The sequence below is a fragment of the Brevibacillus brevis genome (genome assembly GCF_900637055.1).
Classification (GTDB): Bacteria; Bacillota; Bacilli; order Brevibacillales; family Brevibacillaceae; genus Brevibacillus; species Brevibacillus brevis.
In genome coordinates, this window is the sequence record NZ_LR134338.1 from 877,315 (window position 1) to 901,440 (window position 24,126).

Genomic DNA, 24,126 nt, shown 5'->3' on the forward strand with positions numbered 1-24,126 from the left:
GGATATAATTGGGCCGCTCATAAAAAGTGCGGCTCTTTTTCATTTGTTTTGAAAAAGTATAACAAAGTTCCGTTTTCCTCCCGATACAAGAAAGAGAGAGATCAGACCCAGGAAAATAGACCAATAGGGCAGGAATGGATGCTACTGGGGGCGAATTCCAAAAAAAGGGAGTAAGGAATGATCATGGAAAGAAAGGAGTTATCGTAAGTCATGGTAAAACGTTTTGCAATCGTTTTTCTCTTGGCACTGCTAGTGGTGCAAAGCGTTTTTTCAGGGAGTGCGAATGCGGCTGGACCTGGCATGTATACGGACATACAGGGACATTGGGCGCGTGAGCACATCGACGAAATGGCGGATCTGGGCATCGTAAAGAGGAAGGGATATCAGCCTTTTTACCCAAACAAGCCGATTACTCGAGGCGAAGCTTTGGCTATGCTGAATCGCGTATTTGAAACGGTATATGGTCCGATAGAAAAGCCAGAACGTAAGCCAAACCTGGATCATCGCTATCTACTCCGGGGGGAAGTAGATCAACTGCTGAGCAATCTGAAGACCATGATGAAAATCGAAACGGACGATCTGGGCAAGTTTGATCCCGGAGACCGGATGCTGTACTATCTATATTTGGCTGAAACCGGGCACCTGATGAAAAAGCAAGAGAAGGAAAATCCGGACTGGTGGATGTCCAGTGCCGGGATGCAGTGGCCATTGACGAGAGAAGAGGCCAGCTTGATACTATTTCACATGCTGGCACCGCAAAAATTCCGTACAGCCAATATTAAACCACAGGATGCAGTCTCTTTCTTTAACAGCCATTACGAATGGAAACGTGACCGATTCTATCGGGATACATATTCACCGTACCCACTGGCTATCCGGGAATTCAATCTGTTTCACACGGACAAGACCTTTTCTCCGAACAAGATCCTGACACGTGCGGAATACGTCGTTGTCATGGATCGACTGATCGATTATTACCGGATAGATGTAGCTTCACAGTTCCGGGGTTCGCCTGCGAATCAGCAGCACATCGCGCAGGTGTATTTACGAGCAGCGAATTTGGCGTACGAAACAAAAAATCAGAAGCAGCTATCTGCGCTCTTTACAGACGATGCGCTCAAAAGCATGGCAAAGCTGGAGCAAGTGCCCTCCTACAATGGACCGGTAAAAGTATCGGTCAAGGCAGACGAAAACAATTCGAAAGCCCTTTGGGTAATAGCTCATTACCTAGACCCGAAAAACGGAGACTTCCAGATTGAATACCGATTGGAAGAAGACGCGTCCAATGCTTACGGACGCAAGATCACCACACTGATTTACTCGCAAAAGTAGCACAGAAAAAGGGGGACTGGACAACAGAGTGCCCCTTTTCTTTTCATTCGTGAAGTGACGATTGCAACTGACAGAATTTTCGATTACAATAAAAACTGAACGGTGATTCAGTTGGTGGGAGCGTAGCATCTCCGGGCGTGTAAGACAGCCAAAACGTGGGATGTCATTTTTTAACCCACATACTGAATGAGCATTCATTCAACATGAGACATGTGCTGATGTACACAGGAATATCTATGGAGAAAGTAGAAGTTTTAAAAATGATCTGCTAGTCTGAATATTAGGTATTCACTGTTGCGAGGCCATTCTTTTGACCATGAATAAGCCATGACTAGGTTTTTAAAAAGGAGGATTTGGAGATGGAACGCAAAATTCGCAAGGCGGCAGTTCTCGGTTCAGGCGTCATGGGCGCCGGGATCGCAGCACATTTAGCCAACGTCGGTATTCCCACTTATTTACTGGACATCGTGCCGCGTGAATTAACAGCAGATGAGAGTGCAAAAGGACTTTCTTTGTCTGATAGCGTGGTGAAAAACCGGATCGCACAAGCGGGCCGTGACCGACTTTTGAAGGAGAAGCCGGCGCCGCTCTACGATAAAAAGAACATCGACCTGATTACAGTTGGTAACTTCGAAGACCATCTGGCTTGCTTGAGCGAGGTCGATTGGATTATTGAGGTAGTTGTCGAGAACATCGAGGTGAAGAAAAGCGTCTTCGCCATGGTAGAAGCGCATCGCAAGCCAGGGACCATCGTGTCTTCCAATACGTCCGGGGTTTCAATCAACGAAATGGCAGAGGGACGCTCTGATGACTTCCGCAAGCATTTCCTCGGCACGCACTTTTTTAACCCACCGCGCTACTTGAAACTGTTGGAGCTGATCCCAGGTCTGGATACAGACCCGCAAGTCATCTCTTTCATGAAGCATTTTGGTGAGCATGTGCTCGGCAAAGGAATGGTCGTTTGCAAGGATACGCCTAACTTTATCGCCAATCGCATCGGTACATATGGATTGCAGGTTTCGATCCACGAAATGGTGCGACTGGGGCTTGGGGTAGATGAGGTAGATGCGTTGACAGGACCGGTCATCGGCCGTCCAAAAAGCGCGACGTTCCGCACACTCGATGTTGTCGGACTGGATACGTACGTACATGTGGCGGGTAACGTCAGGAACAAAAGCACGGATGAGCAGGAGCGCTCGGTTTTTGAAGTGCCGGAATTCGTTCTGCAAATGGTGGAGAAAAGATGGATCGGGCAAAAGGCTGGTCAAGGCTTTTTCAAGCAGGTGAAGACGGAGAAAGGCAAAGAGATTATGGCTCTGTCGGTTGACACGCTGGAATACCGTCCAAGTGTGAGGCCGAAGTTCGCTTCCCTCGAAGCAGCCAAAACAGCCAAGACTTTGCCTGAGAAGTTGAGAGCGCTCGCATACGGCAAGGACAAGGGCAGTGAGTTCGTCTGGAGTGTCTTCAAAAAGGTACTGCTGTACTCTGCTGAAAAGGCGCATGAGATCGCAGACGATATCGTCTCTGTTGACCAGGCCATGAAGTGGGGCTTCGGCTGGGAGATGGGGCCGTTCGAAACATGGGATGCTATCGGTCTCGAAAAGTCAGTGGCAAGAATGCGTGAGGAAAACGAGAAGATTCCAGCACTCGTTGAGGAGCTGCTCGCGAGTGGGAAAACCTCCTTTTATCAAAAAGAGCAAGGAAAGCGCAGTGTGTTTTCCATTGGAGGCACTTACAAGGACATCGAAGAGAGCAAGGAAAACATCAACCTGGCCGCCCTTAAGGAACAAGGCAAGCTGATCAAGAAAAATGCGGGTGCCGCCTTGATCGATTTGGGCGATGGAGTCGCATGTCTGGAATTCACCTCCCCGCACAATGCACTCGGGATGGATGTCCTGCACATGGCAAGCCAGGCCGCAGAGGAAGTGCAAAAGAACTTCGCTGGCCTAGTTATCGGTAATCAAGGCAAAAACTTCTGCGTCGGGATGAATCTCGCCATGGCGCTGATGGAAGCTCAGGATGAGAACTGGCTGGAGCTCGATATGCTCGTCACGAACTTCCACAAAACAGCACGGGCACTGCGCTACATGCATCGTCCAGTCGTCGCAGCGCCGTTCGGCATGACACTGGGCGGCGGTGTCGAGGTGGTCTATCTCGCGGATCGCGTGCAGGTATCGGCAGAGACGTACCTCGGACTGGTAGAGGTGGGAGTAGGACTTCTGCCAGGTGGCGGAGGAACGAAGGAGATGCTGTTCCGAGCAATGGAAAACGTTCCAGAGGGAGGCAGCGTGCCAGTTGATCCGTTCCCATTCGTTGCGAAGGCGTTTGAAGCCATTGCCATGGCAAAGGTATCTACGAGTGGTCAGGAAGCCATCAATCTGGGGTACCTGCGACCGACTGACCGCATCAGCGTGAATGCTGATCATCTGCTATACGATGCGAAGCAGCTGGTGCTCGCGATGGATAAAGAGGGCTACACGCCGCAAGCGCCACGCAAAATTCGCGTCATCGGAGAAACGGGTTATGCGAACCTGCGCCAAAATATTTATGCCATGAAGAAGAGTGGATATATTTCCGAGCATGATGAACTGATCGCAAGCAAAGTTGCCTATGTCATGTCTGGTGGTAACGTGCCAGCGGGTACAGAAGTGACAGAAAGCTACATTCTGGAGCTGGAAAAGCAAGCGTTCCTCGAACTGATCAAGACACCGAAAAGCCAGCAACGGATGCAGCATATGCTGACCAAAAACAAGCCTTTGCGTAACTAGGAAGAGGGAGGGATAACGATGAGAGAAGCAGTTATTGTCGCGGGGGCCCGCACCGCTATCGGGAAAGCGAAAAAAGGAAGTCTCAAGGATTTTCATCCAGTCGATATGGGAGCTGCAGTTGTAAGCGACCTGTTGCGACGCGTGCCACAGCTCGATCCGGCGGATATCGAGGATATCATCATGGGGACGGCTGTACCGGAAGCCGAGCAAGGCATGAATATGGCTCGCTTGATCGGACTGCGTGCCGGATTGCCGACAAATGTATCGGGAATCACGATCAATCGCTTTTGCTCTTCCGGTTTGCAGACGATTGCTTACGCTGCTCAGCAGATCATGGTCGGCAGCTCCGATGTGGTTGTCGCTGGCGGGGTGGAGAGCATGAGTCTGGTGCCAATGCTCGGTCACAAAATTGCACTCAATCCGACTCTGGTTGAAACGATGCCGGAAGCGTACATGAGCATGGGGCATACGGCTGAAGAAGTAGCGAAGAGGTACAACATTTCTCGTGAGGATCAGGATGCTTTTGCTCTGCAAAGCCATCAGCGTGCGACGGCTGCGATTGCTTCAGGGAAATTCCAGGATGAAATCGTGCCCTTGACAGTCAAGCAGCATTTCGTGGATGAAGCTGGCAAGGTCCACGTCCAAGAACGTGTTTTCGACAAGGATGAAGGAGCGCGCTCGGACACGACGATGGAGGCACTCGCCAAGCTCAGACCGGTCTTTCACGTGCAAGGCAGCGTAACGGCAGGAAACTCTTCGCAAACGAGCGACGGCGCGGCAGCAGTTCTCGTGATGTCTGCCGAAAAAGCAGCCGAGCTGGGTGTCGAGCCGATTGCCAAGTTCCGTTCCTTTACGGTTGGCGGTGTAGACCCTGACGTCATGGGGATTGGTCCGGTTGTCGCGATTCCAAAAGCATTGAAGCTGGCGGGAATCAGCTTGGAGGATGTCGATCTGTTTGAGTTAAACGAAGCATTCGCTTCTCAATCGATTGCCGTGATTCGCGAGTTGGGACTCGATCCTGAAAAGGTCAATGTAAATGGCGGGGCAATCGCATTAGGGCATCCACTCGGTTGCAGTGGTGCCAAGCTGACCGTCCAGCTTTTGAATGAAATGAAGCGCAGAGGCGGCAAATACGGAGTCGTTACGATGTGTATCGGCGGGGGAATGGGAGCCGCTGGCGTTTTTGAGATGATCTAATTTTAAAATAAGGAGAGGGATAGTAATGGCAGAAACAAAAGATTTGATCCGCGGTGGAAGCTTTTTGATCGATGCAGGTTCAGCTGATGATGTATTCGTGCCAGAAGAATACACCGAAGAGCAAAAGATGATTGCCAAGACGACAGAGGATTTCGTCAACAATGAAGTTCGTCCTCATCTGGAAGAGCTTGAAAACCACCAATTTGATATTTCGGTTCGTCTGTTGAAGGAAGCAGGGGAGCTCGGTCTCTTGGCTGGAGACGTTCCAGAGAAATACGAGGGACTGGGGCTGGATAAAGTCAGCACTGCACTCGTCACAGAGAAGTTCTCGCTGGCTCGCGGCTTTGCACTCAGCTACGGCGCCCATGTCGGTATCGGCTCACTGCCGATCGTGTACTTTGGAAACGAGGAGCAAAAGCAGCGTTACCTGCCTGATCTGGCGTCTGGAAAACGAATCGCGGCCTACTGCCTGACAGAGCCAGGCTCGGGATCAGATGCGCTGGGAGCGAAAACGACAGCGACGCTCTCCGCAGATGGCACGCACTACATTCTCAACGGAGAGAAGCAATGGATCACAAATGCTGGCTTTGCTGATGTGTTTATCGTATACGCGAAAATTGATGGCGAGAAATTTACTGCCTTTATCGTCGAGCGCACATTTCCAGGTGTTTCGTTTGGACCGGAAGAGAAGAAGATGGGGATCAAATGCTCCTCGACACGCACGGTCATTTTGCAAGATGTACCTGTGCCGGTAGCCAATCTGCTCGGTGAGCCTGGAAGAGGTCACGTGATCGCGTTCAACATCCTGAACGTTGGTCGTTACAAGCTCGCAGTGGGCGCAGTCGGCTCCTCGAAAAAAGCGGTGGAACTCGCTACAAACTACGCAAAAGAGCGCAAACAGTTCAAAACGCCAATTGCCAACTTTACCTTAATCAAAAACAAACTGGCGAACATGGCAGTGAAAACGTATGCGGCTGAAAGCTCCGTCTATCGGACAGTGGGTCTGTTCGATACAGCGCTGACTCGCTTGGGTGAGAAAGCAGATGATGGCGCGGAGGTTGCGAAGGCGATTGCCGATTATGCAATCGAATGCTCGATCAATAAAGTATTTGCCACTGAGGTTTTGGATTACTGCGTGGACGAAGGCGTGCAAATCCACGGCGGATACGGCTTTATGTCCGAGTATGAGATCGAGAACATGTACCGTGACTCGCGGATTAACCGCATTTTCGAAGGAACGAACGAAATCAATCGCATGCTCATCCCGGATACGCTCGTGAAAAAGGCGATGAAAGGCGAGCTGCCGCTTATGCAAGCAGCAAGCAGCCTGCAAGCAGATCTGATGAGCTATTATCCGGAAGAGATTGAAGATGCCCCTTTGGCTATGGAGAAGCATCTGATCAACATCACGCGCAAAATCATTTTGATGGTGGCTGGTTCTGCGTTGATGAAATACCAACAGGCAATGTCCAAAGAACAGGAACTCTTGGCATTCGCGGCTGACATGCTGATCGAGCTGTATGCAATGGACAGCATCGTGAAGCGGACAGAGAAAGCAATGGCGGCAAATGGCATCGAAGCCGAGCAGCAAAAGCTGGAAATGACCGCTGTGTATGTGCATGAGGCGTTCGATCGTATCGAAGGCTGGGCAAAAGAAGCATTGGCGGCGATGGAAGAGGGCGACGAGCTTCGTCTGCGCCTCTCAATCCTGAAAAAACTGACCCGCCGCACGCCGATCAACACGGTGGCACTCAAGCGTTCCATTGCAGATCGTGTGATCGAAGCGGGAGCATATGTGGTGTAGTTCCAAATAGAAGACGAAAAAAGGAGCAAAGCTCAACGCTTTGCTCCTTTTTTCATGTTTGTGGTTTGCTATGCTCATTTGGTTCTGTTGAAGCAAGTATGCTAGAGGAATTTGATATAGATAACGGAACACACATAAAATGTCAAGTAGCCAAAAATAGACCCTAAAATGATTTTTCCTGTTTTATGCCTTCCCATGACACTAGCAACGATCGCGGAAACAAGTACAGGAAGTATACCGAGTAGTAAGAGTGAAACCAATAACATTTAACTCCCTCCAGATTTTTATAACGTATAAACTGTTTTAATATACTTATTTTACCAATTTTGGCTAACAAGAGACAAATGGACGCAGGAAAGAAGGAGCAAAGTTCAGACTTTGCTCCTTTTGCATTTAACGCACTTGTTTCACCTTCGAAATCCCGCCATCGTGAATCGTCACGTTGACGTTCACCGCCTCCAAAGAAGACGGCTGAAGCAGTAACGATCTATTTTGCTGGATTGGATATTTGCGATAGAGGGTGTGACCGAGCGATCAGCAAAAGTAAGAGAGAAATGCACATAAAGGCACCGCCAAACCATTTCATAATTCTCCCGCCAAAGTAATCCCGCACTCCCAACAGTATTTGCAGGGCGTTGGGATTTATTCGATTTGGCGGCAGGATGTGCCAATTCGCATGCATATTTTGGGAAGCTCTCACGAACGCTAACAGAACATACTTCGCAAAGGGCGGGAGTGTACGAAATGGCGATGAGAGGGTGGCTAAGAAGAAAAAAGACATCGGTCAAAGACAGGATTAGCCACTCGAGTGCGCCTATCCATGTTCGTGAGATCAGTGAGCGATTAGACGTTAATATTGCTGAGCTGAATGCGATCTTTACGATGACGCCTGATTTGGTGATACGGACGTTTGACAGCCGACATGCGGGTGGCAAGGTCACACTTGTCTATCTAACCGGATTGGTTGACAAAAACTCCATAAACAATAACGTGCTTCGTCCCCTTTTGTCTCATAGAGAAGGAGAAAGCCCCAGTATTTTTGACCTGTTATCCGTTGGCAAGGTGTCCGTTGTATACGACTTTCAGACCGTAGAGAACGATATCTTGCAGGGCAGCAGCGTTCTATTTATCGAGGGACGAAAAGAAGCGCTCGTGGTCGAGACAAATGGATGGCCGCAGAGGGCTCTTGAAGACCCGCAGCTGGAGGCCTCACTGAAGGGAGCTCATCAAGGATTTGTCGAAACCGACTCCCAAAACATCGCCCTAATTCGCCGCTATATTCCTAATCGCGAGCTGAAAATTAAAGAGATTTGGATCGGAGAACGAGGGGGCACAAAGCTCTCTATCATGTATTTGGCCGATGTCGTCAATCCGCAGGTGCTGCAGGAGCTGGAAGATCGGCTTGGACGAATCAAGGTTGATTCGATCCTCAATACAGGAGAGCTGGAGGAGTATATCGAGGATAATCCATACTCCCCTTTTCCACAGTTCATCACAACGGAAAGACCTGATACGACCAGCTCTCATTTGCTGCAAGGGAAGATTGCCGTTGTCGTTGATCGATCACCAAGCGTAATGATTGCTCCCGTTTCTTTTGTTTCCTTTTTCCAAAATGTCGATGATTACAGCATACGCTGGCCTGTTGCTTCATTTATTCGCTTGCTTCGATACCTGGCTTTTATCGTGGCCACTTTTTTGCCCGCAATCTATATTGCCTTGATTTCATTCAATTATGAGGTCATCCCGCTCGATTTGATCCTGTCGATAGGAGAGTCTCGCGAAAAAGTGCCGTTTCCTCCTTTGCTTGAAGCGCTGCTCATGGAGCTCACACTGGAAATGCTCCGGGAATCTGGGATTCGCTTGCCTGCTCCAATTGGACAAACAGTCGGTATCGTCGGCGGTATCGTTATCGGTCAAGCAGTCGTCCAAGCCGGAGTTGTAAGTAACATTATGGTGATTGTTGTGGCTTTTACCGCGATATCTTCGTTTATCATCCCGAATTACGATATGTCTTCGGCAATCAGACTCATCCGTTTTGCCATGATGGTCTTGGCGGCGATGTTTGGAATCGTCGGGATTGTGGTGGGGCTTATGGCCCTAATTGGTCATTTGATTTCGTTACAATCCCTGGGTGTCCCCTATGGAAGTCCTCTGGCTCCTGTACGCTTCTCAGATTGGAAAGACCTGTTTGTTCGTTTGCCTATGTGGAAGATGCTTGATCGCCCCAAGGGAGCCAGAACGGTCCAGGCTAAGCGGCAAGGGGATAATCAGCCAGAGGAGGATGCGAAATGAAAAAGTACGCATATTACGAGCTGTCCGTCCTCCAGTACATCCTTCTCATTCACGGGACGCAGGTCGGGATCGGTGTTTTGACAATACCGCGAGAATTGGCGGAACAGGCGGGGACAGACGGATGGATGTCCTTGTTTATTGGATGGGCAGCAGCCGTGCTCGTAAGCCTCGTTACCACGAATATGATGAAACGTTACCCGGATAAGACGATCATCGATATATTCCACCTCCTTTTGGGCAAGTATTTGGGAAAAGTGGCGACGATATTGATGGGCATGTATTTTGCACTTGCAACGACCGTCCTCATTGCCAATACCACTGCGATCATTAATGTATGGATATTGTCACAGACACCTGCGTACATCATTGTTATCCTGCTTGCGATTCCCGCCTATATCGTCGTACAGGGGGGACTGCGTGTGATTGGGAGGTATTCTGAGCTGGTGTTTTATCTCACTCTCTGGATGCCGCTTGTCCTCGCGACCGCTTTAAAGGACGCACATTGGTTGCACTTTTTGCCTCTGATAAAAGAGGGGTGGATGCCGATATTGACAGCCAGCAAGACTACGGTTTTGTCCTTTCTTGGGTTTGAAATGGCGTATTTTGTTTACCCCTTTCTGCAGAAAAAGCAATACGCATCAGTCGGCATTGTCGTGGCAAACACGCTGACCTTGCTCGTTTATTTGTACATCACAATCATTTGCTTTGCTTTTTTCTGCCCGGATGAGATCGTTGAATATGTATGGCCTACGCTGAACTTGTGGAAGGTGATAGAATATCGCTTTCTGGAGCGCATCGATATTATTTTTCTCGCGTTTTACTTGTTCATTTTATCGACAACGGGATTGACCTACCTGTATTTCACCGTTTTCTCCACAAGCCAGTTATTCAATAGCCGGGATCATCGAAAGCATTTATGGGTGCTCCTGATGCTACTATCGGTTGTGGCTTGGGTGTATACGCCTTCTTTTGTTGACCTGAAAAAAATGACAGAGACATGGAGTTTTGTTGGACTGATAATTGCTTACTTACTTCCACTATTGGCTTGGGGACCAATTTGGCTGTCAAAGCGAGGAGCGGGGGGGAAAGAAGCATGAAGCGGTTTATACGGATCATTTTGTCGTTCGTTTTGATCGTGATGCTAACCGGGTGTTACGATCGATTGAATCTCGAGGATGCAACCCTTTCTCTTATGATCGGAATTGATTTGAATGAAAAAAATGAACTCCTCATTTATATGACAAGCCCAGTGTTCAGCAGGGAAGCCAAAGAAAAAACAGAGGAATTCGGCCTCCGGGCATCTAGCATGCGAGAAGCGAGAATGGGCTTTGATGAGATCGTAACGGCTCTGACCGTATCAGGCAAAATCCAATTGATTGTGCTGGGAAAGCGTTTATTGCAGCACCCGGATTGGTTTCGGTTATTGGATGTCGTTTTTCGTGATGCGAAGTTCACAGTCAACGCACGAATGGTCATGCTTGATGGCCCTTTGAACGAGCTGTTTGAATACAAGCCAAAGGACAAACCTCGCCTTGCGCTGCATATGACGAAATTAATTGATACAGCCAATCAAAGAAATCTGACGGTAAAGACCAGAGCGCAGGAATTTCATCGGCAAATGTTTGAAAAAGGCATGACGCCCCATATATCGGAGTTGAAGAAGACGAAGCATGCGGTGAGAGTAATGGGAACCGCATTGTTAACGAAAAAAGGAGCTTATGCCGGATTGATCGAGCCGCGGGATACAATTCTCTTGCAGATGCTTCTTCATGGAAAACAGGGAGAAATATCCGTCACTCTCCCGGTTAAGGTGCCAAGCGATCAGAATCCCATTGTAAAGGAAAGAGTCAGCTTTTTTGTAAAAGGCGTCAACAAAAAAGTGAAGACGACCTATCGAGACGGTACATTCCATTTCGATATTCAGTTGAAATTGCGTGTGTCTATATCAGAGAGGCTGTTTCCTTTCAACATGGAAAAAGAGTACAAAAAGCTGGAACAGATGATTGCCGAAGAACTCCACAAGAACTATGCCCAGCTTATCAAAAAATGCCAGGAAGCCAAGACGGATCCGTTTGGTTTTGGCCTTTATGCGCGAGCCTATGAATATGAGGAATGGAAAAAAGTTAAAGATGACTGGCCGACAGCCTTTTCAAAAGCAACGGTTCAATTGAAACCAGAAGTGACGATTAAAGGAAATGGAGTCATAAAATAAGAAAACACCCTGGTATCCGAACGGGACCAGGGTGTTGCCTATTTAATAGATCGCTTCCCAGCCTGCAGGAGTGACGAACAGGCGAATCGCTTTGATTTTGCGGTCGTCCATCAGGGTGAAGTAGTGGCGGTAGTTCGGCGGTACGGAGATCAGATCGCCTGGCTCCAGCTCGACGTCGAAGTAGCGACCGTCTTTGCCTTTGATAGCGAAAATACCGTGACCATCGACGCAGAAGCGGCACTCATCGTCGGTGTGGTGATGCTCGCCCTTGAATTTCACCAGCAACTCGTCGAGGTTAGGCGTTTTGTCAGAGAGGACGATAATGTCTGCTGTCAAGTAACCGCGACGTTTACTGATCGCATCGATTTCCGGCTTGAAGGTGTCGAGAATCTCTTGTTTTTCTTCGTCTGTCGGGCTGTAGTTATCACGGTGCTTTGGATCAAGGCGATCCACGCCCCATTTTTCGTAAATGATCTCTTGAGTGTCCAGGAAGGAGACAACTTCCTCGGGTGCTGAGATGTACTCATTGTTGTCGTGAAAACGAATTTGTGCCATCGTTTATTCCTCCTTAATTGGTGGTTGTAGTGGACACGACTGCTTGGCGCAATTGCAGCCAGCGGGCGTGATACTCGAATAGGAATTCAAAAGCTTCCAGGTGGCGCTTGGCTTCGAAGTCATTTCCGCCCCAGGTGTAGATACCGTGGTTACGGATGAGTACGCCAGGAACTTCTGGTGTGATCACTTTTTCAATTTCGGCAGCCAAGGTCGGAATATCGGCAAAGTTCTCAACAATCGGAACAGTAATGCGCGCGTTTTCTTCCCAGATTCCAAGTCCCTTGATTAGCTCTTGTCCTTGAATGGAGAAAGCGCGTTGTCCAAAGTACAGCTCGGAAATGAGGTTGTTCCACACGGTATGGACGTGGAAGCAAGCACCTGCCTTCGGGAACGTTTTGTAGACGACAGCGTGGATGAGTGTTTCCGCGGAAGGCTTGAGTGCAGTTTCATCCACCGGACGCGAGTCTTGATCCACGACCAAATAATCTTCAGGGGACAGCTTGGTTTTGTCTTTGCCACTTGCCGTTACGGCAAATTGCAAGGGATCATTTTGTATCTTTATGGAGAGATTGCCACTGGTGCCGGGAAACCAGTCCCGGCGGGCAAATGTCAGCTTGGCGTCATCCAGACGGCGAAAGGCATCCAGACGTTGTTCGAGTGTTGCGGTCATGATTTAGACAACCTCCTGTTGGACTTGCTGTAAAATGCGAATTACGTCGTGGAATGTGGCAAACTTGCTATGCGGCAATTGCAGCTCTTCCGCCTTGTCAGCGAGGAAGGAACGGGCAATCACATAGTCAGCGATTTTGGCTCCAGCCAAATCCGTAATGGAGTCGCCGATGACGATACGAAAATGACTTGCTGGATCGTAACGGCGGATGATGGTTGTCTTGCACATGCCGCAGCCGTTCGAGCAATGTTCATCGCAAGCGTTGGGCCACGTAATGATGATGCGCTCTCCGCTGAAATCACTGCCATTGCAGTAAATCGGCACACCGGAGAGATCGAATGGTGCCAGGATAGGCTCCAGGAAAAAGTCGATGCCGCCACTCGTGATCAACAGCTCGATGCCTTCTTCGCGGCAATAGCTCACGAATTCGGCAAATCCTGGGCGGATGGTCGCTTCTTGGACAATAAAATCGATAATGTCCTGGCGCAAGGAGGAGGGCAGGAGCTGAAACAGCTTGCCGACCCCTTCCTGAACGCTTATTTTTTGTGAAAGGATTTGCTCCGTCAAGGCTTCCCACTCAGGGGGAGCAAACTTGCGGACAATCGCTACAATGTTGTCTTTTTCGGTAATCGTTCCGTCGAAATCGCAGAACAGGACGAGCTTTTTGCTCATCGTGCGCCACCCCACTTTTCCAGGGCGATCGCCAGCTCTTGTGATTCCGCTGCGGCTTCTTCCAATGTTCGGCCAGCGGTGACAGCCTCAATCGCAGCAACGAACGCTTTCGCTCCTGCGGTTGCTCCACCGGGATGACCGTGGATTCCGCCTCCTGCATTGACGATTTGATCTAAACCAAAGTCTTGATACAGCTGTGGAACCAGCCCTGGATGAATGCCGGCAGACGGAACCGGGAAGGAACGGCGGACACCGTTCAGCGGGTCGGTCAAATGCTTGGCGAGCTGCAACGCTTCTGTTTTGTCCAAGGCGACATTGCCATATGGAGATGGGAAGAGCACTAAATCTGCCCCAGCTACACGCATCAACGTTCCGAGCAGAAGCGGGGTGGCGATACCGTAGTCAGGCGATGGATAGTAAGCGCCTGCCAATGCTGGATGTGCCATGATCGGTACGTGTACATCAGGATCGGCTGCCAAACGATGCAGGGCATCGAAACCAAAGGCCAGCACGTTGAACAAGAGGCAGTCAGCACCCGCATCTACTGCACGTTTCGCTTTTTCGTTCAGCTCATGCACAGGTCCAGTCAAGTTGGCTGCATAGAGGACGGGCTTGCCTGTTTCGGCTTCCGTCTCTTGTGCGATTTGCTTGAACGCTTTGATCCGTTCGATAAAAGGAGCACGGTCATCTGCAAAGAAGATTTCGTCATCTTTCACGAGATCGACTCCACCCAAGGCTTGCGCCCGGAATTGCGTCTTCAGATCGTCGAAAGGAAGACCCAGGCACGATTTGAAAATGCTCATCAAGAGCGGACGGTTATGTGCCCCTAAACGTTCGCGCAGACCATCAATGCCGAACTTGGGTCCCGGAAAAGCCTGGAGGAATGAGTCAGGGAAAACGATGTCGACGAGCTTGATTTTGCCATCCATCGATAGTTTGCCGAATATTCCGGTCAACAGGGATGGAATGTCCGCTGTAAAATTACGAGTCGGATAGCTGACGGTAATCAGACCGCGTGTTTCTCCGTTTTCCAGTGTCGCAAGTGGTGTCGCGCTCACGGCTTCACCGAGATACGGTGCTAGCTCAGCTTGCTTGGCAAGCGGCAGGTCCGTCCAGGAGCCGACTGTCATACCGACAGCAATGGCTTGCGCTTTCTTGTTCAAGTCTTTTGCTTGTGTGAGATAGGTAACGAGGATACGTTGTTCACTCATGGTACGTCTAATCCTCCTTGTATGAATTAAAAAAGCCTCCCCTTTGAGCAGGGAGGCGGTTGTCGACTATGAAAGCGTCTCGTCTCCTCTCATCTCTCGGGTCAGTAGCCGAGACGAGCCAAAGACGCTCCATCTCGACTCTTATCCGTTGGAATTAGCACCGTTTCGCTATCCAAGGTACGCATTATCATCGTACGTTTCATGGTATAGCGCCGGTTGCCGGGCATCATAGGGCCAGTCCCTCAGCCAGCTCGCGATAAGAGTTATTCGTTTCCCCCATGATATGACGTTCATTGTCAGGAGTCAATCTTTGTTTTTGCAGAGAATGTGCAGCAGGTTATTAGAAAAATAAGACGAAGGTGAAACTTTTTGGCAATTTCTTCGTGGTAAGGGAGGAAGGGGTGTGAACGGCTTGGGAAAGTAGGTCTGGAGGATGTGTACCAGCTGCATGTAAACGATATTTACCGCTATCTTTTCCGGCTGACACGAGATGAGAGGCTGGCAGAGGATTTGACACAGGAAACCTTTTGTCGTGCCTTCTCTTCCTTGGACGACTACCGTGGAGAAAAAGTACGGCCCTGGCTGTTCAAGGTGGCCTATCACGCTTTCGTGGACGGTTATCGCAAGAAGACGAAACAACGATTTGCGTTTGTGGAAGCCCTGCCAGAGCGGCGTGATCATTCTGCGGTCGATCCGGCAGAGCATGTCGTGAACAAGGAGCTGTGGGAAGTGGCCCATGATTATTTGGAGAAGCTTCCGGAAAAGCAGAGACAGGTCGTTTTGTTATCTACCATGCAGTTTTCCTACGCGGAAATGGCCGTGGTACTCGGGATCGAGCTGGCAGACGTCAAACGTTCCTTGTTTCGGGGACGGCAAAAGATGCGGCAGTTGTGGTGGGAGGAAAGCCGATGATGAACAAGGATGAGAATAATCGCGAGCAAAGACTGCTTGCTTATTTGCGTGGGGAAATGGCGGAAGAAGATTCAAAACAATTCGAGGAGGAAATAGCTGCTGACGAGGAATATGCACAGCGGTTGGAGAGGCTTTTGCTGGGGGAAGAAATGGGAGAGGTCAACGCGAAAACCAAACAGCCTGAAACGCTGTCAGCTGAAAAACAGCGCGCCATTGTTCGCCGGGGGAAGTGGAAAAATCGGTTGTCCAACGCTGGATTCACTATAGGGCTTCCCTTTTTGGCCGGAGTTGTGTTGTTTTTTTTGAATGGCTGGGTTGGATCACTGATGCATGAAGATCTGTACCGCGTTGCGAAGTCGATGGTCAATTTTACGCAGCCAGGTGTCAGTGTAGGCGGTAGTGGTTCGCAGGTCGGATTGCTGTACGGCAATATCAGCATGGAACTGCGTGAGAGGGTTGGAGCGGAAGAAAAGAACGCTGGCCGCTTTGAAAGCACAAATGTGCTGTGGAACGTAAACGCTGGGCCGAAATGGCCAAATGGGGTTAGAGAACAGAAGCTGTATTTCCGTTATCCGACAGACGGGGAAATGGGGGATACGGAATCTCGAACTTCACCTGCCTGGACGACGATGGAGAAGCTGCCAGAGGGAACGGTTTCTCAGCTTGCGATTTCCTTCGATCGCTTCCTGACGTACGAGGAGTACTATGAATTGGTTTCCCGCCATGTTACCTCTTCGGGACAAGATACGGTTTGGTTTGCCGTAGACACAGGGATCGAGACCAAAGAGAGTCAAGAGGGACAATTGATGTTAGGACCGGGAAAAGTATGGGGTTTTGCAGAAAGGGAGCTGAATTATGGTGAACCTATTCTTGTAAACGGGGAAGGAGATAGGCGGATGGCGACTTATCTGAACGAAATGAAGTACTTGTCCGAGCAAGAAGGTTTGACTAGCGATATCGGCAGATCCTTGTTATTTCGTAGCGACCCACAAATCACAGAACGATACAACTACATGCAACAAAACGGAGTGCGAATCTACGGCGCTGTCCTGACAGGACCTACGAAAGAACTGCTTAAGCTCAAGGCTGAAAGGTCGATAACAGCAGCGCTTTTAGGCAAAGTAGACTGGTGGAATTGGGATAACCCTACGGTATCGGGAACTCATTACACCTACTAATTGCAAGGTGCGAATTTTTGCACAAAAGGGTGTTGACATCGTGGAAGCGTTGGTTGTATGATTCAAACTAAATCAAAAACCGAATACGTTTTGGATACCTTATCCAGAGAAGGTGGAGGGACTGGCCCGATGATACCCGGCAACCGACATGACGCCATTCAGACGCGAGGAAGCGACTGATTGACAGGCGACATGCACGGTGCTAATTCCTGCAGAAACAAAAGTGGTCTGGAAGATAAGGGGGACATCAACACGGTTCTTACACGTGACGACAGCGACCTCTTTTCTTCGGGAAAAGAGGTCTTTTTTTTCACTCTCGGGACACAAACCAAACAAGTAGAGATAGAGGAAAAATACGTAGAGGGGAGTTTTGGAATCATGGCATATCGCGCATTGACTGAACAGGAAGCAGTGGAGTACGTAAAAGGAATACCGGGTCTTTTTAGCGAAGGAGCAGAGCTGACCAGCCGCGAAATCGGGGATGGCAACCTCAATCTGGTCTTTGATATTCAGGAGCCGGCAACCGGTAAGAGCGTCATTGTCAAGCAAGCACTGCCTTTTGCCCGCGTCGTGGGAGAATCTTGGCCGCTTACGATTGATCGGGCTCGCATCGAGAGCGAGGCACTCCGCATTCAGTACAAATACGTTCCAGACTTGGTGCCACAGGTGTATCATTTCGACGGGGAACTTGCGTTGACTGTCATGGAAAACGTCGGGGACCACATCATCATGCGCAAAGGTCTGATCGAAGGAAAGCGGTACCCGCTATTCGCGAAGCAAATTGGTCGTTTTCTCGCGCAAACCTTGTTCTTCACATCCGATCTGGGTGCACATCCGTACGATAAAAAAGCGTTAGTCCGAACATTCATAAATCCAGAATTATGCAAAATCACAGAAGATCTCGTTTTTACCGATCCGTATGAAAATGCGCCTACCAACGACTTCAACCCGTTGATTCGCCGGGAAGTCGAGGCGATCTGGAACAACAGGCCGCTGAAGCTGGAAATCGCCAAGCTGAAATACGATTTCCTTACCCGCTCGGAAGCGCTATTGCATGGCGACTTGCATACCGGAAGTATTTTCATCACGGAAAACAGCTTGAAAGCAATCGACCCAGAGTTCGCTTACTACGGCCCAATCGGTTTTGACATCGGGGCGGTCATTGCCAATCTGCTGCTCAACTACGCAGGACAGCACGGTTTGCAAAAAGATCAAGGAGAACGGGAAGCGTACCGCGAATACTTACTGGAAACGGTCGAGGATGTCTGGAATGAATTCGTTTCGCAATTCGTTCAGCTCTGGCACAAGCACGCCAAAGAGCGCAGCGCCCATGTCGAAGGACTGTGGCAAAGCTACGTGAAACGCTTGATTCAGGATACAGCAGGCTATGCCGGATGCAAAATCTTGCGCCGTGTCATCGGCTTGGCAGGCGTAGCGGACCTGAATGCCATTGAAGACAACCAGACTCGCGCAGAAGCAGAGCGTCTGGCTCTCTCGATTGGAGAAGCGTTGATTCTCGGTCGCGGCGGCATTGACGAATCGACGGATATCACGGACATCGTACGGAGAGTAACTGAACGCTACTATCAGGAGGCTACAACAGTATGACAACCAGCACCCAATTGGCACCTGTAAAGTGGGAGAATGATGCATTGGTCTTGCTTGACCAGACGCGTCTGCCAGTAGAAACGATTTATTTGAACTTGACTACCTCCGAGCAAGTATGGGGTTCCATCCGCCGCTTGGAAGTGCGTGGCGCACCAGCGATTGGCATGGCGGCGGCTTACGGGCTCTACCTTGGTATTCGTGGCAGTGAAGCGAGTAACTACGACGAGTTTTGGCAGGAGCTGAACCAGCAGGCAGATTATTTGGGTTCTTCCCGTCCGACAGCCGTGAATCTGTTCTGGGCGTTGGATCGCATCAAGGCTCGCGTTGAAAAAGAAAGTGGAGCGTCGATTGCCGAGTTGAAGGCGGCAGTGCTGGATGAAGCACTGGCGATTCAAAAGGAAGACGCTGAAGTATGCCGGACCATCGGAGAGCATTTGCTCACTCTGTTGCATGACGGGATGGGAATTCTCACGCACTGTAATCCAGGGGCATTGGCTACAGCAGCGTACGGTACGGCTACTGCTCCATTTTATTTGGCAAAGGAACGCGGCTGGAACCTGAAGGTGTACGCGGACGAAACCCGTCCTGTCCTGCAAGGCGCCCGTCTTACTGCATTCGAGTTGCAACAAGCAGGGATTGATGTGACGCTGATCTGCGACAACATGGCGGCGATGGTGATGTCTCAAGGGAAAGTAGAGGCTGTCATCGTGGGTACAGACCGCGTAGCAGCGAATGGAGATGTCGCCAACAAAATCGGTACGTATGGGGTAGCGGTATTGGCAAAAGCTCACGGCATTCCTTTTTACGTGGCAGCTCCCTTGTCCTCCGTCGATTTGGAAACACCGACAGGCGCAGATATTCCGATTGAAGAGCGTCCAGCCGAGGAAATTACCCATGGCTTGGGCAAACAGGTTGCTCCAGACGATATCAAGGTGTACAATCCTGCGTTCGATGTAACGCCTGCGAAGTACATTACTGCGATCGTCACGGAGACAGGTATTTTCAAGCCGGAAGAGATCGGCAATAGCAAAAAATAAAAGAACTTTTAATAAGCGTTCGCCGTATTGTTGCTGGCGGGCGCTTTTTGCTCATTTTGGCGTTTTCCAGTAAAATATCCAAGAAAAGGGGAGATACGTATGCAAACGATTCAACGGATAGCAATCAATGAAGATACGTACTTGAAACAATTAGAATTAGCTGATGCTGAGGAGTTATTTTTGCTTACGGATTCGAACCGGGAGAATCTTATGGAATGGCTGCCTTGGCTGAATTATACGAAGAAGGTAGAGGATTCGCGTCAATTCATCCAAGCGACGATCAATCAGTACAACGATAATCGCGGCATCAACTACGGCATTTGGTACCAAGGACGTCTGGCTGGTACAGTCGGCGTACATACGGTGGATTGGATCAACAAAAAGACGTCCATTGGCTATTGGCTGGGTGCGCAATTTCAGGGCAAGGGCCTGATGACAGAAGCAGTGGCGACCTACCTGGACGTATTGATCTTCGGGTCATGGGATTTGGAAAAAGTAACGATTCAGGCTGCTACGGAAAACTACAAGAGCAGATCGATCCCGGAACGTTTAGGGTTTCAACTGGAAGGGGTACTCCGACGGAATGAATTCCTTTACGATCATTACGTGGATCATGCCACATACAGCCTGTTAAAAGAGGAATGGCTTGACTGGAAAACCGATAAAAAAATTTAGATTGAACTGTATGCTTTGATTGACAATGAAAATTCTGTAAATTACGATAGTGAGGACAGATCAAGAGGGCTGCGCGTGATTCGCAAGCCCTTTTTTTAGTCCTGCTGTTAGGTTTGAATAAATAGAGGTGATTTACATGCAGACACTTCGGCAATTATCTTGGTTTTTCCGAGCCTATTGGAAACGGTATGTCATTGGAATCTCTGTGCTGTTTATCATCGATGTCCTCATGCTTTGGCCACCGAAATTAATCGGGGACACGGTGGATTCGATTCGCAACAGCTCCCTGACGGACGCTGACTTGACGCAAACAGTGGTCATCTTGCTCGTGTTGGGTGTTAGCTTGTATGGATTGCGGTTTCTCTGGCGGTACTTGTTAAATGGGGGAGCCTTGATTCTGGAGAGGACGCTGCGCGAGCGACTATTTGCCCATTTGACGAGAATGACCCCGTCGTTTTTTCATCGCAAACGCAGTGGCGATCTGATGGCCGTCGCTACCAACGACATTCCTGCCATTGAACAAACGGCTAGCACAGGGGTGCTAACGCTTGTTGATGCGCTGTTCATGACCTTGTTAACACTGGGCGTCATGGTGACCGCGATTGATTGGAAGCTCACGCTGGCTGCACTGATCCCGATGCCATTTTTGGCTTGGTCAACGGCTTACTATGGAAGGTTGCTGCATGAGCGTTTTTACTTGGCGCAGGAAGCCTTCGGAGAGATGAATGATCATGTCCAACAATCCGTATCGGGCGTTCGGGTATTGAGAGCATTTGTTCAGGAAAAGGCCGATATCGAGGCATATCGCCGGGTCAGTGAAAAAACGCTGGAGCGAAATGTTAGCGTTTCGCGGATCGACGCCCTGTTCGAGCCGACGATCGCGATTATTATTGGCTTCAGCTTTTTGATTGGTCTGGCCTATGGGACGTATTTGGTGTTCACCAGCGCTATCTCCTTAGGGGATTTGGTTGCGTTCAATTTATACTTGGGACTTTTAATTTGGCCGATGTTCGCCTTTGGTTGGCTAGTCAATGTGTTGCAGCGAGGCGGCGCTTCCCACAAGCGTTTTACAGAGCTAATGGTAGAGCAGCCAGATGTGACGGAGTCAGCGAATCCGATTGCAAACCAAATCGCCAATACCGTAGAAGCACGCCATTTTTCCTTTACGTATCCATGCACTGACAAGCCGGCACTCACTGACATCTCGTTTCGTTTAGGCGAAGGAGAGACGCTTGGGATTGTCGGGCGGACGGGAAGCGGCAAGTCGACGCTATGCCGTGCCTTATTGCATCAATATCAGATGAAGGAGCAAGCCCTGTTTATCGGGAGCATCCCGATAGAGGGACTCGCTTTCGATACGCTGCGGGAAAAAATCGGCTATGTGCCTCAGGAGCATTTGCTGTTCTCACGGACGATTGCAGAAAATGTGACATTCGGGAAACCCCAAGCGACAACCGAAGAAGTGATGCGTGCGTTGGAGCTTGCGGAGATGAAGAGAGATCTGGCGCAATTCAGAGATGGATTGCAAACCATGGTTGGAGAGAAGGGGGTCACCCTCTCCGGGGGGCAGAAACAACGCATTTCCATTGCACGTGCTCTTTTGATGGATGCGGGTATCCTGATTCTCGACGATTCTTTATCGGCTGTGGACGCGAGGACGGAGGAGAGCATCCTTCGTCATCTGCGACAAGAGCGCGCGGATAAAACGACGATTATTACGGCTCATCGTCTGTCTGCCGTCCAGCATGCCCAACTGATTCTCGTACTGGATGAGGGGCAGATCGTCGAACGAGGGACACATGACGAGCTGATGCAGCGCAACGGCTGGTATGCAGAGCAGTACCGTCGACAGCAAATGGAACAGGATGTGGCTGGTTGAGAGAGGGGGAAAACGTTTCATGAGCAAAGAAAATGTATGGGGGCGTTTGACCGAGTACGCCAGACCATTTCAAAAGCAAATACTGGGCGCGCTATTCCTGCTCTTGCTAGGAACGAGTGCAGAGCTGGCGGGTCCTTTTTTAGCCAAGGTCATGATTGATAATCACATCCTGGCAATCCAAAAGCCTTGGTATCAACTGGACGAAGTGCCACCACAAGCAGCGGGGCAAGTCGCCATACTGAACGGTACGAACTATATTCGTGAAGATGTCGCAGCAGAGACAGGTCTTGCTTTGGACAGTATCAATCAAAAAGAAGTAACCGTGCTGACAGAAGGCACGACCTATTACTTGATTTCAGGCAAAGTGAATCAAAACGGGGAGAAGCAATTCACCCCGATTGCGCCAGAAAACGGCAGGGAGCGCTTCGAGGTAATAACGAAGGATCAATCAGGACAAAACACGACCTTCACAGGCATTCGGCTGACCGCAGCGGAAGTCAAGGCGATGTATCAGGGGGATGTCCTGCCAATTATCTGGCTGTCCGTAGGTTATGGAGTGCTGATCTTGCTCTCAGCTGGTTTCAACTACGTCCAGATTTTGTGGCTGCAAAAGATCGCCCAGCGCATCATTCAGCAAATGCGGATGAAGCTGTTTATCCATTTGCAAAAGCTCCCGGTTGCCTTTTTTGACAAAACGCCAGTAGGTGCGCTTGTCTCTCGTGTGAGCAATGATACAGAAGCCATCCGTGAGCTGTATGTAAGTGTGCTCGCCACATTTGTACAAAACGGTCTTTATTTAATTGGAATCTTGATCGCGCTCTACATCTTGCAGCCGCAGCTCGCCTTCTTCTGCTTTTTGACGGTGCCAGTGCTCGTACTGTTAGTCTACGTGTATCAAAGGTACAGCTCTCGCTACTATGCAGTGATTCGCGCGAAGCTCGGTGATATGAACACAACGATCAATGAAATGATCCAGAACATGACGATCGTGCAGGCTTTTCGTCGGGAGAAAGGTGTACAAAAGGAGTTTGCGGATGTAAACGAAGACTACTTCAAGGTGCGGATGAAAGAAATCAATCTGGAATCCTTGCTTTTGCGCCCAGCGGTAGATTTGATCTGGAAAATTTCCTTGACCCTGATCGTATGGTATTACGGCTCGACTTCCTTCCACAGCGCGATTTCCTTCGGTGCGCTTTTTGCTTTTGTCGATTACATGGGACGTTTTTTCGAACCGATCAACATGATCATGAATCGGTTGTCCCAAATGCAGCAGGCGACCATTTCGGCGGGACGCGTCTTCGAAATTATGGATGAGCTGCCAGAGAAGAAAGAAACGGGTGCACAAATCGAGCGCCCGCGTGGAGAGGTTGTTTTTGAAAACGTCTCTTTTGCATATCAGGGTGACGATTACGTCTTGAAAAACGTCTCCTTTACGGCGCAGCCTGGTCAGACGATTGCACTGGTGGGGCACACCGGATCGGGAAAAAGCTCTCTGATGAATTTGCTGCTCGGGTTCTATCCGGTGACAAAAGGAAGCATTTTGATCGACGGGCAAGATATGAGACAGATTGATACGCACTCATTGCGCAGTCATGTCGGACTCGTTTTGCAGGACCCGTTCTTGTTTACGGGAAGCATTGGATTCAATATTCGTATGTATAATGAGACGGTTACGGATGAAGAAGTGAAGCGGGCTGCAAAAGCGGTACGTGCTGACGAATTCATTTCCAAGCTGCCGGGCGGTTATGACGAACCAGTCGTCGAGCGAGGCATGACGCTATCCGCCGGTCAACGCCAATTGATTTCCTTTGCTCGGGCATTGGCTGCTGATCCCGCGATGCTGATCTTGGATGAAGCAACGGCAAGCATTGACAGTGAAACAGAGCTAGCTATTCAGGAAGCGTTGCATGTACTATCAAAAGGTAGGACGACATTCATCATTGCACATCGATTGTCGACGATTCAGCATGCCGACCAGATTCTTGTTTTGTCCCGTGGAGAAATCATGGAGCGAGGTACACATGATGAACTCATGGCGCAAAATGGTCTTTATCAAAAAATGTATCAGCTTCAACAGGGGAGTGCTTCCGTAGAGAGTGCTTAGTAGGGAGCTAGGAAGGAGAA

The 24,126-nt window shown here is 49.6% G+C and carries 18 protein-coding genes and 2 riboswitches; of the genes, 14 read left to right on the plus strand and 4 right to left on the minus strand.

Annotation, left to right across the window (positions count from 1 at the left end; all coding sequences use genetic code 11):
• The first annotated feature begins 210 nt into the window (after window positions 1-210).
• The 7 genes from EL268_RS04580 to EL268_RS04620 all read left to right on the plus strand — a co-directional run bounded on the left by EL268_RS04580 (window position 211) and on the right by EL268_RS04620 (window position 11,605).
• Window positions 211-1,332, plus strand: coding sequence for an S-layer homology domain-containing protein (locus tag EL268_RS04580; RefSeq protein ID WP_106656249.1), 1,122 nt, complete (start codon window positions 211-213; stop codon window positions 1,330-1,332).
• 359 nt (window positions 1,333-1,691) lie between these two features.
• The gene (locus EL268_RS04585) at window positions 1,692-4,100 is read left to right on the plus strand and encodes a 3-hydroxyacyl-CoA dehydrogenase/enoyl-CoA hydratase family protein (protein WP_106656250.1); all 2,409 of its coding nucleotides are present in this window, start codon (window positions 1,692-1,694) and stop codon (window positions 4,098-4,100) included.
• A gap of 18 nt (window positions 4,101-4,118) precedes the next feature.
• The gene (locus EL268_RS04590) at window positions 4,119-5,297 is read left to right on the plus strand and encodes an acetyl-CoA C-acetyltransferase (protein WP_106656251.1); all 1,179 of its coding nucleotides are present in this window, start codon (window positions 4,119-4,121) and stop codon (window positions 5,295-5,297) included.
• A gap of 25 nt (window positions 5,298-5,322) precedes the next feature.
• Window positions 5,323-7,101, plus strand: coding sequence for an acyl-CoA dehydrogenase family protein (locus tag EL268_RS04595; RefSeq protein WP_106656252.1), 1,779 nt, complete (start codon window positions 5,323-5,325; stop codon window positions 7,099-7,101).
• A gap of 744 nt (window positions 7,102-7,845) precedes the next feature.
• Window positions 7,846-9,393 carry a spore germination protein gene (locus EL268_RS04610; RefSeq protein WP_106656253.1) on the plus strand — a complete coding sequence of 516 codons (1,548 nt, stop codon included), beginning with the start codon at window positions 7,846-7,848 and terminating at the stop codon, window positions 9,391-9,393.
• On the plus strand, window positions 9,390-10,490 hold the full coding sequence (locus EL268_RS04615) for a GerAB/ArcD/ProY family transporter (RefSeq protein ID WP_106656254.1): 1,101 nt from the start codon (window positions 9,390-9,392) through the stop codon (window positions 10,488-10,490). The genes EL268_RS04610 and EL268_RS04615 overlap by 4 nt, the downstream gene beginning before the upstream one ends.
• Window positions 10,487-11,605: a Ger(x)C family spore germination protein gene (locus tag EL268_RS04620; RefSeq protein WP_106656255.1), complete on the plus strand. Its 1,119-nt coding sequence runs from the start codon at window positions 10,487-10,489 to the stop codon at window positions 11,603-11,605. Before EL268_RS04615 ends, EL268_RS04620 begins: the two co-directional genes overlap by 4 nt.
• A gap of 42 nt (window positions 11,606-11,647) precedes the next feature.
• Here EL268_RS04620 and EL268_RS04625 read toward each other — a convergent pair whose 3' ends face one another.
• The 4 genes from EL268_RS04625 to EL268_RS04640 are packed head-to-tail and all read right to left on the minus strand — an operon-like array spanning window position 11,648 to window position 14,713.
• Window positions 11,648-12,160, minus strand: coding sequence for a 1,2-dihydroxy-3-keto-5-methylthiopentene dioxygenase (locus EL268_RS04625; protein WP_047073142.1), 513 nt, complete (start codon window positions 12,158-12,160; stop codon window positions 11,648-11,650).
• A gap of 13 nt (window positions 12,161-12,173) precedes the next feature.
• Window positions 12,174-12,830 carry a methylthioribulose 1-phosphate dehydratase gene (locus EL268_RS04630; protein ID WP_106656256.1) on the minus strand — a complete coding sequence of 219 codons (657 nt, stop codon included), beginning with the start codon at window positions 12,828-12,830 and terminating at the stop codon, window positions 12,174-12,176.
• A gap of 3 nt (window positions 12,831-12,833) precedes the next feature.
• On the minus strand, window positions 12,834-13,502 hold the full coding sequence (locus EL268_RS04635; protein ID WP_106656257.1) for a 2-hydroxy-3-keto-5-methylthiopentenyl-1-phosphate phosphatase: 669 nt from the start codon (window positions 13,500-13,502) through the stop codon (window positions 12,834-12,836).
• Window positions 13,499-14,713, minus strand: coding sequence for a 2,3-diketo-5-methylthiopentyl-1-phosphate enolase (locus tag EL268_RS04640; RefSeq protein ID WP_106656258.1), 1,215 nt, complete (start codon window positions 14,711-14,713; stop codon window positions 13,499-13,501). Before EL268_RS04640 ends, EL268_RS04635 begins: the two co-directional genes overlap by 4 nt.
• Before the next feature lie 86 nt (window positions 14,714-14,799).
• A riboswitch (SAM riboswitch) is annotated at window positions 14,800-14,976 on the minus strand.
• Between the two features lie 172 nt (window positions 14,977-15,148).
• Between EL268_RS04640 and EL268_RS04645 the strand changes: the two genes are divergently transcribed.
• The 7 genes from EL268_RS04645 (at window position 15,149) to EL268_RS04675 (ending at window position 24,106) form a co-directional block, all read left to right on the plus strand.
• Window positions 15,149-15,625: a sigma-70 family RNA polymerase sigma factor gene (locus EL268_RS04645; RefSeq protein ID WP_106656259.1), complete on the plus strand. Its 477-nt coding sequence runs from the start codon at window positions 15,149-15,151 to the stop codon at window positions 15,623-15,625.
• The gene (locus EL268_RS04650) at window positions 15,622-16,803 is read left to right on the plus strand and encodes an anti-sigma factor (protein ID WP_106656260.1); all 1,182 of its coding nucleotides are present in this window, start codon (window positions 15,622-15,624) and stop codon (window positions 16,801-16,803) included. The genes EL268_RS04645 and EL268_RS04650 overlap by 4 nt, the downstream gene beginning before the upstream one ends.
• Before the next feature lie 96 nt (window positions 16,804-16,899).
• Window positions 16,900-17,045: riboswitch (SAM riboswitch) on the plus strand.
• Window positions 17,046-17,181: 136 nt separating this feature from the next.
• Window positions 17,182-18,411, plus strand: coding sequence for an S-methyl-5-thioribose kinase (mtnK, locus tag EL268_RS04655; RefSeq protein ID WP_106656261.1), 1,230 nt, complete (start codon window positions 17,182-17,184; stop codon window positions 18,409-18,411).
• Entirely contained in the window at window positions 18,408-19,448 is a 1,041-nt protein-coding gene (mtnA, locus tag EL268_RS04660; RefSeq protein ID WP_106656262.1) for an S-methyl-5-thioribose-1-phosphate isomerase, read from the plus strand. The genes mtnK and mtnA overlap by 4 nt, the downstream gene beginning before the upstream one ends.
• A gap of 99 nt (window positions 19,449-19,547) precedes the next feature.
• Window positions 19,548-20,123: a GNAT family N-acetyltransferase gene (locus EL268_RS04665; protein WP_106656263.1), complete on the plus strand. Its 576-nt coding sequence runs from the start codon at window positions 19,548-19,550 to the stop codon at window positions 20,121-20,123.
• A gap of 136 nt (window positions 20,124-20,259) precedes the next feature.
• Window positions 20,260-22,002, plus strand: a complete 1,743-nt coding sequence (locus tag EL268_RS04670) for an ABC transporter ATP-binding protein (RefSeq protein WP_106656264.1) — start codon at window positions 20,260-20,262, stop codon at window positions 22,000-22,002.
• Window positions 22,003-22,021: 19 nt separating this feature from the next.
• A complete protein-coding gene (locus tag EL268_RS04675; protein ID WP_106656265.1) occupies window positions 22,022-24,106 on the plus strand; it encodes an ABC transporter ATP-binding protein in 2,085 nt (694 codons plus the stop codon).
• Window positions 24,107-24,126: the final 20 nt, after the last annotated feature.